The organism is Vagococcus hydrophili, assembly GCF_011304195.1.
Taxonomy (GTDB): Bacteria; Bacillota; Bacilli; order Lactobacillales; family Vagococcaceae; genus Vagococcus; species Vagococcus hydrophili.
In genome coordinates this window covers 1,273,631-1,288,912 of record NZ_CP049887.1, presented here as the reverse complement: position 1 = coordinate 1,288,912, position 15,282 = coordinate 1,273,631, and the positions used below count along the sequence as shown (strand labels likewise).

The 15,282-nt window shown below is 32.8% G+C and carries 17 protein-coding genes; 5 read left to right on the top strand and 12 right to left on the bottom strand.

The annotated features are described in order from the left end of the window. Positions 1-127 precede the first annotated feature (127 nt). Complete coding sequence (locus G7082_RS06500) at positions 128-1,111, bottom strand: polyprenyl synthetase family protein (RefSeq protein WP_166034311.1); 984 nt, start codon at positions 1,109-1,111, stop codon at positions 128-130. Positions 1,112-1,245: 134 nt separating this feature from the next. On the opposite strand from G7082_RS06500, the gene G7082_RS06495 reads away from it, so the two are divergent. Further along, positions 1,246-2,148 carry a prenyltransferase gene (locus G7082_RS06495; RefSeq protein ID WP_166034310.1) on the top strand — a complete coding sequence of 301 codons (903 nt, stop codon included), beginning with the start codon at positions 1,246-1,248 and terminating at the stop codon, positions 2,146-2,148. Between the two features lie 84 nt (positions 2,149-2,232). Here G7082_RS06495 and G7082_RS06490 read toward each other — a convergent pair whose 3' ends face one another. Beyond that, a complete protein-coding gene (locus G7082_RS06490; protein ID WP_166034309.1) occupies positions 2,233-2,463 on the bottom strand; it encodes a hypothetical protein in 231 nt (76 codons plus the stop codon). A 150-nt stretch (positions 2,464-2,613) separates the two neighbouring features. Here G7082_RS06490 and G7082_RS06485 point away from each other — a divergent pair, with 150 nt between their 5' ends. Further along, positions 2,614-3,096: a tetratricopeptide repeat protein gene (locus G7082_RS06485; RefSeq protein WP_166034308.1), complete on the top strand. Its 483-nt coding sequence runs from the start codon at positions 2,614-2,616 to the stop codon at positions 3,094-3,096. 308 nt (positions 3,097-3,404) lie between these two features. Further along, a complete protein-coding gene (locus G7082_RS06480; RefSeq protein WP_166034307.1) occupies positions 3,405-3,785 on the top strand; it encodes a VOC family protein in 381 nt (126 codons plus the stop codon). Positions 3,786-4,126: 341 nt separating this feature from the next. On the opposite strand, the gene G7082_RS06475 is transcribed toward G7082_RS06480, so the two are convergent. From G7082_RS06475 to G7082_RS06440, 8 genes are all read right to left on the bottom strand, one after another. After that, positions 4,127-4,522, bottom strand: a complete 396-nt coding sequence (locus tag G7082_RS06475) for a DUF1093 domain-containing protein (protein ID WP_166034306.1) — start codon at positions 4,520-4,522, stop codon at positions 4,127-4,129. 291 nt (positions 4,523-4,813) lie between these two features. After that, positions 4,814-5,248, bottom strand: a complete 435-nt coding sequence (locus G7082_RS06470) for a hypothetical protein (protein WP_166034305.1) — start codon at positions 5,246-5,248, stop codon at positions 4,814-4,816. Positions 5,249-5,292: 44 nt separating this feature from the next. Beyond that, a complete protein-coding gene (locus G7082_RS06465) occupies positions 5,293-6,405 on the bottom strand; it encodes a YfhO family protein (RefSeq protein WP_166034304.1) in 1,113 nt (370 codons plus the stop codon). Between the two features lie 34 nt (positions 6,406-6,439). Then, positions 6,440-7,648 carry a hypothetical protein gene (locus G7082_RS06460; RefSeq protein WP_166034303.1) on the bottom strand — a complete coding sequence of 403 codons (1,209 nt, stop codon included), beginning with the start codon at positions 7,646-7,648 and terminating at the stop codon, positions 6,440-6,442. Beyond that, a complete protein-coding gene (locus G7082_RS06455) occupies positions 7,649-8,791 on the bottom strand; it encodes a hypothetical protein (RefSeq protein WP_166034302.1) in 1,143 nt (380 codons plus the stop codon). 3 nt (positions 8,792-8,794) lie between these two features. After that, positions 8,795-9,643: an ABC transporter ATP-binding protein gene (locus tag G7082_RS06450; protein ID WP_166034301.1), complete on the bottom strand. Its 849-nt coding sequence runs from the start codon at positions 9,641-9,643 to the stop codon at positions 8,795-8,797. Then, entirely contained in the window at positions 9,630-10,424 is a 795-nt protein-coding gene (locus tag G7082_RS06445; protein ID WP_166034300.1) for a hypothetical protein, read from the bottom strand. The genes G7082_RS06450 and G7082_RS06445 overlap by 14 nt, the downstream gene beginning before the upstream one ends. After that, entirely contained in the window at positions 10,414-10,953 is a 540-nt protein-coding gene (locus tag G7082_RS06440) for an RNA polymerase sigma factor (RefSeq protein WP_166034299.1), read from the bottom strand. The genes G7082_RS06445 and G7082_RS06440 overlap by 11 nt, the downstream gene beginning before the upstream one ends. 565 nt (positions 10,954-11,518) lie before the next feature. On the opposite strand from G7082_RS06440, the gene G7082_RS06435 reads away from it, so the two are divergent. Both G7082_RS06435 and G7082_RS06430 read left to right on the top strand, forming a co-directional pair. Then, positions 11,519-12,418, top strand: a complete 900-nt coding sequence (locus G7082_RS06435) for a metallophosphoesterase (RefSeq protein ID WP_166034298.1) — start codon at positions 11,519-11,521, stop codon at positions 12,416-12,418. A gap of 112 nt (positions 12,419-12,530) precedes the next feature. Continuing rightward, entirely contained in the window at positions 12,531-13,292 is a 762-nt protein-coding gene (locus G7082_RS06430; RefSeq protein ID WP_166034297.1) for a helix-turn-helix domain-containing protein, read from the top strand. A gap of 188 nt (positions 13,293-13,480) precedes the next feature. Here the strand turns inward: G7082_RS06430 and G7082_RS06425 are convergent, their stop codons facing one another. Continuing rightward, complete coding sequence (locus G7082_RS06425; protein WP_166034296.1) at positions 13,481-14,665, bottom strand: GNAT family N-acetyltransferase; 1,185 nt, start codon at positions 14,663-14,665, stop codon at positions 13,481-13,483. A gap of 12 nt (positions 14,666-14,677) precedes the next feature. Beyond that, positions 14,678-15,136 (bottom strand): NusG domain II-containing protein, encoded by a 459-nt coding sequence (locus tag G7082_RS06420; RefSeq protein WP_420825020.1) that lies wholly within the window; start codon positions 15,134-15,136, stop codon positions 14,678-14,680. Between the last annotated feature and the right edge of the window lie 146 nt (positions 15,137-15,282).

The following is a 15,282-nucleotide window of genomic DNA, read 5'->3' as shown; positions in this document are numbered from 1 at the left end:
TTGATATCTCCTCTTAAGTACATAAAAAGAGAGTGACACCTAGTATCCTCTCTCTTTATTGTTCAAGTGACTTGTTTGCGATTTACTTTAGTTGCTTGGAGCTTAACGCCGTTTTCACCACTCTATATTAATTATTTCGTTTTAACAATGTGGCTGTTATGTCGTATAAGATTTCTTTTTCTTCACGATCGGGTAACTTTTTGATTCCTGCTAAGGCGCGGTCTGTGAAGCGTTCTGCAATGGCTTCGGCTTTTTCGATCCCTTCGTATTTAGCGATTAGGTCACGGACTTCTTGTAGTTCTGTATCTGATAAGTCAGTTCTTTTCTCTAAATACGGTGCAAATTCTTCATGATGTTTTTCCATAGCCAAAATAAGTGGTAACGTATAGTAACCATTTTTTAAATCCTCAAAAACTGGTTTCTGCATATCACTTTCTGTGGCTTTATAATCCAAAATATCATCCATAATTTGGAATGCCATTCCGATATTATAGCCGATTCTTTTGGCTGTTAATTGAACCATCTTAGAACTGTCTGAAAAATGAGCGCCTTCAAAACACGCAAATTCAAATAATTGGGCCGTTTTCCCTTTAATATGTTGAAAATACTGTTTCACTGTGATCTTTGTGTTAAACCTTAAATTCATTTGATCTAGTTCACCAACTAAGATGCGTTTCATACTATTGGCATTCATCTCAATCGTTCTAAAACTTCTTGTAGATGTTGCTAACAAGTGGAAATAGACTGTGAATAAAAAGTCACCTGTATAAACCGCAATGTCTTGACCGTAAGTTGCTTGAATCGAAGGCAATGAACGGCGCATTGGGGAATCATCGATAATATCATCATGAACTAGGGTCGCTACATGTAAAATCTCTAAAGAAGCTGCCACACGATGGGCTTTTTTCTCAGGCATATCAGCGTCTCCAAATTTTGAAAACAATAAGAAATAAGCGGGGCGAAGTAACTTGCCACCTGCTTCAAAAAATAATTGCAAAGCTTGGGTAATGTCTTTATTTCTAATTTTCACGGATTTGTCCATGACTTTTTTTGTTTCTATTAAATCTTTCTTTAAATCGGGATACTTTTCCCATAGTGGATGTACTGCCATTATTGGCCTCCTACAAAATAATCATAGTCTCAATTTAGCGCATTAAAACAACTGTGTCAATTTTAAATAATTGAAAAATTCTACTATAACAGTATAATAAACACTGAACGAAAAGTGAAGGGATGTTTTAATCAATGAGTTTTAAAGTTTTTGCTGAATTAGTGGAATTAAAAGCTAAAACAGCGAGTATTTTTCCCTTTTTAATGGGATTCCTCTATTCATGGTATCATTTTAAACAAATTTATTGGGGCAATATGCTCATCTTTTTTATTTCCATGGTGCTGTTTAATATGGCTGTGGATATTATGGACAACTATATGGACTACCACAACGCCACAGACGTCCACGACTACAAAGACGAAACCAATATTATTGGGCGTGAAAATCTGTCCTTAGATCTTGTTAGGTTCATCATGTGGGTCTTTATTATTATTTCCGCTTTAATGGGAATTTATCTAGCCTCTCAAACGAGCTGGATTATTTTATGGTTAGGCATGTTTAGTTATGCCATGGGTATTTTTTACTCAGCAGGACCAAAACCCTTATCTAGTTTGCCAGTTGGCGAAGTCACTTCTGGTTTAACGATGGGAGTTGTTATTCCGTTAATTTGTGTGTATCTCAACATTTATAATTTAGTGCCTTTTGACTGGACACTCATTTCTCAAGTTGGTCTAATGTCACTTCCAGCCGCTTTTTCAATTGCTAATTTGATGCTTGCCAATAATACGTGTGATTTAGAAGAGGATACCCTCAACAACCGCCATACCCTTGTTTATTACATTGGTAAGAAAAAGGCGGTTAAATTATTTCAATTTTTAGTGATCGCAACCTTTGTCGCTGTGACCCTAGCCGTGATTTTCAAAATTGTGCCATTAACACTTCTTTTAATCTGGGGAATCTTCCCTAAAGTTTGGAAAAACACCCAAGCTTACAGCCAAGAACAAATCAAAACAAAAACCTTCCCACTAGCTATTAAAAACCTAGCAATGGTCGTCTCATGTGAAGTTCTACTGTTTTTTGTGGGGGTTTGGTTCTAGAGTGATGAAAAAGCCGTTTTGCTCCAAGTAACTGAATAAATTTAAAACAAGGATCGCTCATTTGAGTTATCCTTGTTTTTTTAGTTAACGATTATCATCTTTGCACGCATTTTCTGTATTAAAGTTACGTTGCGTCTTATCCATAAAACTCGTTGTATTAGAATCATCTCGAATGCCTATATTCACTTTATTAATACCAGCTACTCCTGTATTCACCATTGGATTAGAGCCTTTTAAGGGATCTTTCCCTTGCGCTCGAAGTCGGTCATTTTTCAATCTTAATTTCTCTGATTTCAACATTTTTTTATCTGTCATTTGACTTCCTCCTCTTATTTTTATATTTTAATTATATAATATTCAAAACAATTAGACAATTTTAAGTACATTTATACATATAATGAATTTTTATATGATATCATTATCTAATTATATAAATACAATTAAAATATCAGAAAGGAAGTTACAATGATAGATAAATTAAAACTAGCTGTTGATCTACGAAATAGCAAAAATTACACTGAATCAAAGAATTTAATGCTCGAATTAGTTCAAGAATTTCCGGAAGATGCCTATATTAACTATCAATGCGCTTGGACTTTTGATTCTTTAGGCGATGAAAATGGGGCAGTTCCCTACTACGAGAAAGCAATTAATGGTAATTTATCCCCTCAAGATTTAGAAAATGCGTATCTTGGTTTAGGTAGTACTTATCGAACAATTGGAAAGTATGAAAAATCTGAGGAAACTTTTCTTAAAGGAATCGCTCTGTTTCCAGAGAACCAAGCACTACAAACTTTTTATGCCATGACACTCTATAATTTGTCGGAACATCAACATGCCATGGCTGTTTTACTTGAAATTATTGCCCATACTTCCTCTGATTCTTCCGTTTCTATGTACCAAGAAGCCATCAAATTTTACGCTGATAAACTAGATCGAACGTGGTAATTTCACAGTCTTAATAATTTCTTAATTAAAAATTCTTATTTTAGAACAATTTCATCACATTTTTAACACATTTAATCGCTATTATATATACATACCAACAAAACAACCCTAACAAACTTTTTCATTTTATTTACTCCTCCAAAGTAAATAAAACAACTCCTTTTAGAGGCTGACTCAATTCAGCCTCTATTTTTTTGTTTTTATTTAATAGATTAAACAAACTATTTTTGAGCTAAATTCATGTCTTTATCTCTTAAAAAAGTTATACTTCAACTATAAAAAATTATCAACTTAAAGGAGTTACCACCATGATAAAAAATATTGGACAAATTATGTTATACGTTAACAATCAAGAAGAAGCAAAAAATTTTTGGACGGAAAAATTAGGTTTTAAACTTTTAGCAGAAGTAAGTAACGAACACGGTATGAAATGGTTTGAAATCACCCCTTCTCAAACGTCTGAAACAAGCATCGTTTTACATGATAAAAAAATAATCGAAAAAATGTCTCCTGAATTAAACTTAGGTACACCCTCGTTAATGTTTTATTCAGATGATTTTGACGCCTTCTATCAAGAACTAGGTAATAAGCAAGTAACTTTAGGTGACATCGTGCCTATGCCCACTGGTCGCGTCTTTAACTTTGCTGATAATGAAAATAATTATTTTGCCGTGATGGAAGTTAAATAAGTTTCTATCTTAAGAATTCCTTTAAGAAAACTTCTTACTTTAAAACAATTTCATCACACTTTTGACATATCTACGCGCTATTATATATGTATACCAACAAAACAACCCTAACAAACTTTTTCATTTATTTACTCCTCCAAAGTAAATAAACAACTCCTTTTTAGAGGCTGACTTAAATGTCCGCCTCTTTTTTTTATTTAAGGATTACACAATAAAAAGACCTTCTTTGCTATTCCATTTTGGAATATCTAAAGAAGGTTTTTTTCTTTATATCGCACTATTTGGGTAATTTTTTATTTTTTCTGACAAAAAAATGTTTTCTCAATGTCACCTATAAATAGTTATTTTCCTTTTAATTGAGCTAATATCTCTTTAGGGATTTGATCTTCTTTTACTGTATAAGGTCCCTTAACAACACGTTTATTCGATATTTCAGCTGTCACATAAGTACCTGGTTCATAAGGTTCTGCATTCGATCCAGTTAAACCAAAATCTTGTGTCTGCTTTGTACCGTCTTTTTTGATAAAGTTAAAAGAATAGTCGTAAGTATAATTAATTGAACCATCTTCATCTTTGATTGGTCTGTTACTGTCATCCCGAGCTTCTTTCTTCTCTGGTACTTCAGGCACAAGAGCATAAGCTGTCGTTGCCTTATATGTGTCGTTATAGTAAGTATAGCCTTTGTATCCAATAAAACCTGCAACAATCAGTAATATAATTGGGATTATCTTTTTCATCGTTCATCTCTCCTAGTTAATGTTGGTTACATTTTACCAACTCCAACTTACGACTAACATTGATAAAACTTACAAACTTGTCATGTGAGTTCATCTTAAGAATTCCTTTAAAAAAACTTCTTACTTTAGAACAATTTCATCACACTTTTAACACATCTAGAAGTTATTATATATGTATACCAACAAAACAACCCTAACAAACTTTTTCATTTATTTACTCCTCCAAAGTAAATAAACAACTCCTTTTTAGCAATCAGCATTTAGGCTGGTTGCATTTTTGTATGGTGATTATTAATAATCACCATACAAAATCAATTCATTGGCTCCTTTTCTACTCTTAACAATTGGACTACCTAACACTGTTAATTTAGGCTTTTCTAGTTTTTGATTATTATAAATTATTGTTGTCCGAGCATACTTAACGACTGGAACAATGACTTCTTCATTCTCTTTCCCTTGCCACTCTACAACCAATTGGTGATTTTTTACTGTCTTACTAAATTTATTTTTTTGATTAAAGAAAACTTTCTCATAAAGTTGATAGTTGTTTTCCTGAGAATCCCTATATACTGGTAAATAATCGGGAGTCGATTTTTCAACGAGTACCAGAGATTTTTTTAAGTCTTTCTGATAAAAAGATTGTTTCACTTCATCAACATCCTCCGAATGAATCACAACATGACTTCCTGATTGAATGAATAACTTTGGATCATCCCACTCTTTCAAAGCATCTCCATATAAAAATAAACTATGAACAATACAAGCTCCTATCAAAACTGAAAATTTTTAACTTTTACTCTATATAATTTTTCTAACAGCGTTAATCCAACACTACAGATTAAACACACCGTTCCAGGTATAAAAAAACGAAACGGAAATTGAATGACTTTAATTAAAGATATATCTAATGTCGATAAAAAGCGCCATGGAAAAAAATTTGAAGATAGAAAAAAGAAGAACAAAGACATTAAGCTAAAATATTTGTTTAAATCTGACATTTTACGAAACCGTGTAATGAGGGTAAATAATAAGAAAAGAATCATTAACGGAAGAATAAAAGGATTGATTAACCAATACCAACTTGCTTTTGTTATCGTTTGTTCAAACATTGCGGTATTTTGAAATGGGGGTAGAATTTTATTATTACCATAAAGCCACCGTAAGGCATACCAGATATTACTTGTTAAAAAGAAAAAAATAACCATTGAAGTAACTAGTTGTCGTATCAATTTTAGTCTATGACTATTCTTAATTAGTTGATATATAAAAGCTATACTATAAAAAAATAAAAGAAAGATTCTCGTCAAAAAATGGGTTTGAAACATCACCGCTAGTGATAATGCCACGCTAATTGGTTGATATTTATTGTCTTTAAACATGGTTACTACTGGTATTAGGCACAGTGGTAATAATTCTCCTGCCCAACTAGAAAAACCTTGTCTAATAACCCAATAAGATATTGAATAGGTCGTCATGAAAAACAAACTTAGTTCCACACACGTTCTTTGTTGGACTTCCATTTTTCTTAAAAGTGCATACATCGATATTCCTGAGAGTAAAAAAAGACAAAAGTTACTAACCATTTGAAAAATAAACCAATTACCACAGATTAAAAGTAACGCACCCAATATGTATGATAGTATCAGAGCGTAAATAGGCGTGACAACACGTCCTGATTGTTGATAGCCATACATTGAAATGAATGGTTGAAAGTTCCCTTCCTTGATTTGTTGAGATGTATCGTACAGACGATTGAAGTGAAATAGAGCATCTGAACCTATGATCATGTTTTTAAGTATTAACTGAGGTAAAACTAAAATAAAGCTAACCATAATAATGATACCTACCACTTGATACTTTTTCATAGTCACTGATAGATTCATAATTACTCCTCCTCAAATCATTAAGTAATAGGGTTTATTTTAGTTCCCTCTTCTTACTCATAAATATCGGCGTAATCCCTATTCCAACACTCACAATAAGCAATAATAGACTCACGTAAAGTTCACTATTAACAATGCCCGTCCATTGATATATTTTATTTTCCAAGTAAAAGGCATAGTTAAATATTAACGAACTCAAAATAATAAATACCGTTAACATGGGAATAACTTTCATTAACATGTTTAAATAATTACGGCTGGTTTGACCGATAAAAAATAAAATATGACTAAAACTCATTCCCACCAAATATACTAATAAGATGACTAGACACAACCAACTTCCAAAAGTGATTTCTAAAAACGAATAGTTTCTACCTTGAAACCAGCTTTCACCTAAAAATGAATTCAATCCACTAGAGAAGTAGCGCGTAAATTCGGTGTTTTTTAATGGATATAAAAAGACACCTAGCATCACTGTAATCGTCATTAAACTCCATAATTGAGTCGCTATGTACTGACTTTTAACAATGTTACGTCCTCGTTTACTACTCCACTGAGTCGCTTTGATTTTTAACATGGTATCCTTCACGAAAACGGAAGGTATCAAAAGTCCTAAAGCAATCAAAATCGTTATTAACATATCAGAAATACGACTGGCTAATGTATCTGGTAAGTACATGGGTAATATATTCCGCCAACTGTCATTTTGAAACAACACTTTGGTTAATTTTTCTTGTTCTTTTTGATTTATCTCTCTTCCTTTAACAAAAACTTCTGGTGAGGAAAAAGATTGTTTTTCTTTTATAATTGTTTCAAAAGTTTCTATCTGAGAAAATACTTTTTCATTAGGTTGAATAAATTCTCTTAACTCTTGACGTTCTTTCTGATCCGATTTAGGTAATTCCAAAATTGCTCCTTCTGGCAATTCACTTTCATACGTTTTAAACTCTTTATAGGTGTTAATTCCTCGTTGTTTTCCATACTCACTTTCTTTAATGATACTATCAGCTTTTTTTACCCGTTCTTGGTTTTCATTTGCCACGACCTCAAAATCAGCATCTGACATAGAGAGACCAAACCTGTCATGCCAATCATGAGAAAAATTATAAAATTCTGTGATACCACCATTTGGCCAAAAAGTATAAATAAAACTAATATAATATTGATAAGAAACGAAACTAATCAAACAAACCACCCCAATGACGATTGGTTGGATAAATTTTTTGAATTCCACTTTTACCATTTACTTGACCTCCTTTCTTGAATAAAGACGACTGACTGGTAGGATTAATAAACCTAAAATCAGACAACTACTTACAACAACCACTGTTTCTTGCAAGGGAATAATTGAGAAGATGCCCATCTCGGTGAACCAATAGCTCTGATTTTCGACAATAGCGATTGGCAAAAAATTTACTCCGGTAAAAATCGTCCACCATCCTAGTCTAAAAGCATACAACCTCACCAATTTATGTAAAGCTATCAGAAAAATCGTGAACACAAATCCTTTAAAGATGTGATTGAAATACAAGCCAACTAAAAACTGACTACTATAAATGAAAATTATAATGAACAATCCTAAAACAGCAGAAGCCATAATATATCCCCATAAAGTTAAAGGAATCCACGTAATAAATGGCAGTTCCAGTATATCTGGCATATAAATATTGACGTGAAATTGCGTACTTACACTACTCTGCCATAAATCAGCCAGTGATTCAGTCATTTGAAAACTAAACATCACTATAAAGGTAGTTAGGAGATAAAAAAGTAAGACTAATCCTAACCCTGATAAGAATTTACTAAACTGAATTTTCCGCCCCCGCTTTGAGGTAAAAACAAGTGCTTCTGTTTTGGTTAATTTTTCTGAAGTACTACTATATAGCCCGATTAATACAGCAAAGATAATACCTTCTAATAAAATCATCCGAAATAAAACATTTCTAATATAGGTAAAGTAATTCATAGTGTCTCCTGCAGCTGCAATATCTAGTGCATCTTTTTCTTGAGAGAGCTTTTTAATAACTGGTTCTAATTGTTGGTATTTATTCCCTAAATTCTGAGACATCTTACCTGTCACTTGATAATGATCAATGACCTGTTCTTCTAATTCTTGATAAAATAAGTGACTAAAAACATCCTCTGCTTCAGATAATTCATTAACTAAACGCTGCTGATTTTTTGAAAAAGGCAATTTCTCTGCAGTTTCAATACTTGTTGGAGAAATCAATTGACCCTGCTCATGTTTAAATGCTGTCACATCTTTTAGGTAGCTCTGATCAAAACCAATGTTGATTATCATCAGTAGATTAAAAACGACACATAACAGAATAAAAACACCAATAATCCGTTGCTCTAATAACTTCTTAAACTCTAGCCACAACATTCGTTACACCTCATCTCTAAACAGATATAAAAAGGCATCTTCTAATGTTGGTCTAACCTCCACACTATTGTTAGGAATGGTGGAACTGGCAACCCTATAGACAGCTCCCTGTTCACTCTGTCTCTCACTAAGTAGTAAATAATCCTCAGGCAACTCTTTTTCCATAGGTATTTCAAAGACTTTTCCTTGCATCAACTCACTGATTTCATTTGGTGTATTAGATAAATACACTTGGTGGTCTTTTAATAAAATCAACTGATTCGCAATAGACTCTACATCAGAAACAATATGTGTTGATAAAATAATGATTCGATTTTCTGCCAATCGATGTAATAAGTTTCTAAAACGAACTCTTTCCTTAGGATCTAGTCCAGCTGTCGGCTCATCTAAAATCAGTAATTTAGGATCATTTAGCATGGCTTGAGCAATTCCCACACGTTGAATCATTCCACCTGAAAAATGCTTCATTTTTTTATGTTTAACATCAGTTAAAGCAACTAGTTCTAAAAGTTCTGATATTTTTGTTTTAGCTATTTTCTTATCCATTTTTTGTAAGGCGGACACATAAAGTAAAAATTTTTCTGGGCTATAATTCCCGTAATAGCCAAAGTCTTGAGGTAGATAACCTAACTCTCCTCGATAACTTTCACCCAATTGATTAATTTCTTGACCATCCCATAATATTTCTCCCGTTGTTGGAAATAACAGGGTTGTCATCAACTTGATTAACGTTGTTTTTCCCGCCCCGTTTGGAGCCAGTAAGCCGTAAATTCCGTTTTCAAATGTAAGGGTGATTTCTTCTAAAACAAGTGTGTCCTTAAATTTTTTACTAACATTTTTAAGCTCTAACATATGCTTCCCCTCCTTCTCTTTGTTTTAAAAATTCTTGTCTCAGTAAATACAAATAGCTTGCTATAGCAACTAAACTAATGATTATCACTAAAAAATTCGGTAACCATATTAAGATGCCACCAACAAAATTACTTAGTTCAAATAAAATAAAACCAACAATCAGCCAAAAAATAGGACTAATAATATAACTCTTTTTTAAACTTATTTTTTGATCCAACACTAGTTGAACAGTTGCAAATATAAATAAAGAAGCACTTGAAATACTGATTAATCTGATTAAGGAGATATTTTTTTCTAACGCTAGCCACAATAGACAGCTAGATGTCACAGACACAATCAAAGCAACCATGCTAAACAGTAATAACCGAATAATTAACAGTTCTTTCAAAGAGATTCGGTAAGTCATTTTTAATTCGAATGTTTTAAGCTGATACTCTTTCCAAAGACTTAAATAATGGAACAAAGCGTACACTAAAGGAGACAATAAAAAAGTAAGAAATGCCGTATCTTGTTGTAATTCACCTATCACTAAGTTTGTCTTTAGCATTTGCTCATGAGTGACTTGAATTCCTAAAACAAGTACACAGATCAATGTCATAAAAATAACCAGTAACACTTCTTTTAACTCACCAAAAATAATTTTAATATTAATGTCGCTTAAAAAATTTCGGATAAACTGTAAGAAAGTACGAGGTACTACATCTACTTGATCTAAAATAAACGCGATACTTTGCTGTTTTTCTAACTCATTAGGTAATTCAATCTTTTTTTCATCTTTCATTTTCTTGGAACTCCTTTCTAATCTTCTTCACTAAACGATAGTACTGCGCCTTAACTTTTTCTTCGCTTTCATTTAACAATTTACTGATTTCCTTGAACGTAAAATCACCATATATTTTCAAACGAAAGACTTTTTGAATATCTGGGTGAAACCTCATCACATAATCATTGACGGATTCTAATAATTCGAGTTCCACAAATTGAGCGAGTAAATCTTCTGTTTGACCTTCGTGATACTCTTCCAACTCTTCATACACCACTTGTTTTTTACGCCTTCGATCAATTACCTTATAGGTTCCTATTTGAAACAACCACGTTTTAAAACTGGCTTTTTTTGCATCATAGGTTTGAATGCTGTTTAAAACGGAGATGAAAACTTCCTGGGTCACATCTAAACTATCTTCCTTGTTTCCTAGTTGACGATATAAAAAACAATAAAGACAATCATAATATCTTTCTATTAACATCTCAGAGGCTTCTTTAGAGCCTTTTTTGATTATCTTTTTAATTAAATCAGCATCACTTGGCATTCTATCAGCCTCCTTTACTTACTTATTCGTAATCAATACTTTTATTGTTGCACATTTTTTTATTTTTTATAAATTTTTTTGTAAAATAAGATTAAACGTACCACAAACAAACTATCTCACCTTATTAGGAGACATAGTTTCTAATTAATTCATTTTAGAATTTGATGCTTACTAAAAAAGCACATTAGATCAACCTCAAATCATAAAATCTGATTATTTTCATGATATAATTATTATTGGCAACTGCCCTTAAAGGGGGTATTCTGTTTGTTTGATCAAATAATCTCGTTGTTTATCGCACCACTTTTAGTGGGACTCATATTATTATGGATTAGTCAGAAGTTAGATGACTAGACGGTATTCAAATAGTTGCTACTAACCCAACGCTGATTCGCACCAGTGAAAAGAAAAACCACCCTATCGCCATAGGGTGGTTTTTTGGTGTTCTGTTTGCTTACTAATCTCGTCTCGCATATCCATTATAACACAATCTAATTACATTGTATGTTAATAAAGCTAACTGTTTTATCACAGACTACGCTATACTATCTATGAGGTGACTTACATGGGCAGATTAGCCGTTATCAGCGATTTACACGTAGACATTAATAAACTATCCAAAAAGGATTTGGACCTCCTTATAGAGCTATTAGAGGCACAGCAAATAAACCATCTCCACCTAGCTGGGGACACAGCCAATACAGTCAATCAGTTACTTGAAACAGTCGCTTATTTAGAAAAAAGTTCCTATTCTGTGACTTACAATTTCGGCAATCATGAACTGCCAAGCTTAAACAATCCAGTGCAAATGGAAAACTATCCAGATGATCGCTTTCTTAATTTAGATTATTTAGAATTAACATCTGACTTAGTTTTAGTTGGAATGAATGGTTGGTATGATTATAGTTTTGCTTTAGAAAATGATCCAAAGAAAATACTCGCAGCTAAAAATTTATATTGGTACGACCGAATGATTGAGCGAGGTAAAAGTGATATTGAAATAACTGAGCAGATTCTCTCACAACTAGAAATCCTTTTAGATGATTTAATCAATCAAAATAAAGAGGTTATTTTGGCGACTCACTTTGTTCCACATCAAGAGTTTATTCGTTACTTCGAAGGGAAATACGCCCGTTGGAATCAAATCAATGCCTTCTTAGGAACACAAAAATTAGGGGACATGCTTGCCAACTATCCTAATATCAGACAAGTGATTTTTGGTCACACCCATCGCCGTTTTGAAGAAACCAAGATTGGGAATATTATTTATACCGCAAAACCATTGGGCTATTTTTATGAATGGCATCTCACTCGTGATTTTATGCTGACTAACGACTTAATGACCAGTTTCAATCCGATGAATGTTAGAAAAATTCTCAAACATCATCAAAAAGAGTTTCAAGATTACCGAGACCAACATCTTAAAGAAGAGTTCTTAAAAAGTTTAACGATTGTTGATTATTAAGGAAATTTTTATCATGGAAGGATATGTAGCATGCCTAACCTATCAATGTTTAATTTCGTTGCTAGTCATTTTTACGGTTAACAACTATGCTTAATTCAAGGAGGTGCTAATAATGGAAATCGGAAAAATTATTAAAGAAGAACGTACTAAAAAGAACTTAACACAAGAAGAATTAGCTAATGAATTTTTTGTCAGTCGTCAATTGATTTCTAAATGGGAGAACGGAAAAAGCTATCCCGATTTGGAACAGTTAGTTAAATTGAGTGATTTTTTCAATCTGTCCCTTGATGAAATGTTGAGAGGAGATAAAAAAATGACCGCAAAATTAAATGTTAATATTAAGAGAAAAACATTCCTATCGTTATTAACTGCTAGCGTAGCCATAATTGCTATTTTTGTTAGTTATTTCTTTTGGACACAACAACCTATTCAACTAACTCCTGATGATTTAGAAGTGTTTTCAATTACTTCCAATAAAGTATCTGAGAAAAAGGTCTTCAACTCTGACACTAGAAAAGAGCAGATGATTCCAGAAGATGTGACTTACACCATTCAGCTAAAAAATAAAAAGAAATTCACTAAAATCCATAGTCCACATGTTTTCGGAACAATTGATTCAAATGATCCTAATATCTATGTACAAATCCAAGCTTTTCCAAGTCTTTTTTCCTTTAATCAAAAAGAAACCTTAACTATTCCTGCGGCGTCTGCTAGTCTTTATCAAGATGCCACGATTGATAATTCTGTTGATTATTCATTTTCTAATAAAGATAAATCAATTAGAATTCTTAACATTGAAAAATTCTCCACTAATCAATCACAAAGAGACACCAGTTGGTTATTCATTGATAAAAAAGAACTAAAAAACAAGTAAAATCACGTTAAGTTACTAATTATCATTTTTTTCATCCATTACTTTAAAATTTGATAATGACTTTTTTCATAACTATGGTAATATAATAGATGAATAGTTTTATATTTAGTCGTGCTAATGCAGCGCCCTAAACGTGAAGAAAAAGAGTAGTCTAGTACCTACTCTTTTTTTCGTCTATATTTTTTTATTTAAAAATAATCATATAACTGTGGTGTTCGATGCTCAATCAAATCGCCTAACACATGGTTATCTGTTGATTGCTCAATTAACTCTAACCACAGGGCCTGCTCAAGTGTATGATGTCCCATGAAAACTTGAGTAAAACGTTGAATTGATCCACTGTAATCCACAGCAGTCTCATCTGAAACGTTGACACAGGTTGCGTGACCTTTTTCAATCGTCACTTCAAACACGCCGTTATTCCACTCACAGGTTGAATCCTCAACCTTTAAATAAACAACTTCTTTTTGACCATTATCTCTAAATGGATATTTTTCAATAAAGTTTTTAAAGTTAACAATGCGCACCATCATACTACTATAGGTTTTACGAGTGATCCCCTTCATCTCAGTGAACAACTCTAATAGCATCGTATCTCTAATATTAGTTGAAACAAACTCCGCAAAACTACCGCTATGAGAAGAAACAAAGGTCATTAATTTACGCATCGCAAAGGCATTTTTATAACTCATTTCATAAATCATAAATTCAGAGGCACCGATTAATTCATAAATTAAGTAACCTTGTGCCACGTTGTTATCGTCAAAACATAAAGCAATTCGGCGGTTTTTCTTTGCTGTTAAGGTATATTCCCACCAGTAATCCTCACGAACCACTGTGCCATGTTCTTTTCCAAGTGTTTCTTGATATAAATTTTTTAACACGTCTTGTGTGTCTTGATCTGACCAGTCTGTGCGCTTCACACTTCCTATTTTTTCAGGTTTAATTTGTTGAATAATACTTGCTGGAATTCTGATTTCTTCAAAATCAAAGACTGTTTCATACCCAAATTTACGGTAAAAAGCTTGAGAAAAAGGTGCTAAATAAGAAAGCTCTGTTCCTTTTTCATGTAAGTCTTCGAAAATAGCTTTAAAAATATTACGAATCCCACCCGTTCCACGAGCTTCAGGGTAACTAGCCACGTCTCCAATACCAGACATTCCCATGGTTACGCCACCGATTGTCACAGCGAAAGGATAACTCACAACTTGGCTCGCAACAACGTTATCAATTTCTTCTACATAGTTATCAATAAATTGATTCTTTTTAATGTATTTCTCTTTTTGCTCCTCTGTATGCTGACTATTAAAGGCATAACTTGCTAAAGCATGAATTTGTTCTAAGTCTTTTCTATCTGTTACTTTTCTGACCATTTTCCTTCACTCCTAAAAAGTAATAATCATATCTTCATCATCGTCACTTGGATTTTGTGAAATAATCTCAATCACGAGTTTATGAGGTAAACAAATACTTGTTTGACCCACACGACTAATCCAGCTCGTTCTTACGGCAATTTGGTCAGGACTGTTGTCTTCTCTTACACGAATTCGAGTCCCTTCCATCTCCACAATATTGTATTTATCTTTCCCTGGATGATACGTTTTCTCATAATGCTTCGTATCTTCATTTAATTCAAACCGATCAACCTCTTTACCATCAATCGATATCACTGCAATTGTTCCTTCTTTATTACCAGTTGCATCTTTTTGATTCATCGAAAAAATCACCAATGGAACAAAGGATAAAACAACTAAACAAAGGATAACAACACCGTCCATAAAACGCCATTGTTTCTTTAATTCTTTCCATATCATTTTCTTTTGTACCCCACTATCGTCAAACATCTTTCTACTCTATGTAAGATATCTTTATTTTAGCTAATCGTCAACTCTTTAATTACTCTCTAATATACCTTAACTTTGTGAATAAAGCACGTAAGTTGCTATTTTTAGTTACTCTACACTATAATAATTTAGTACAAACTAGAGGA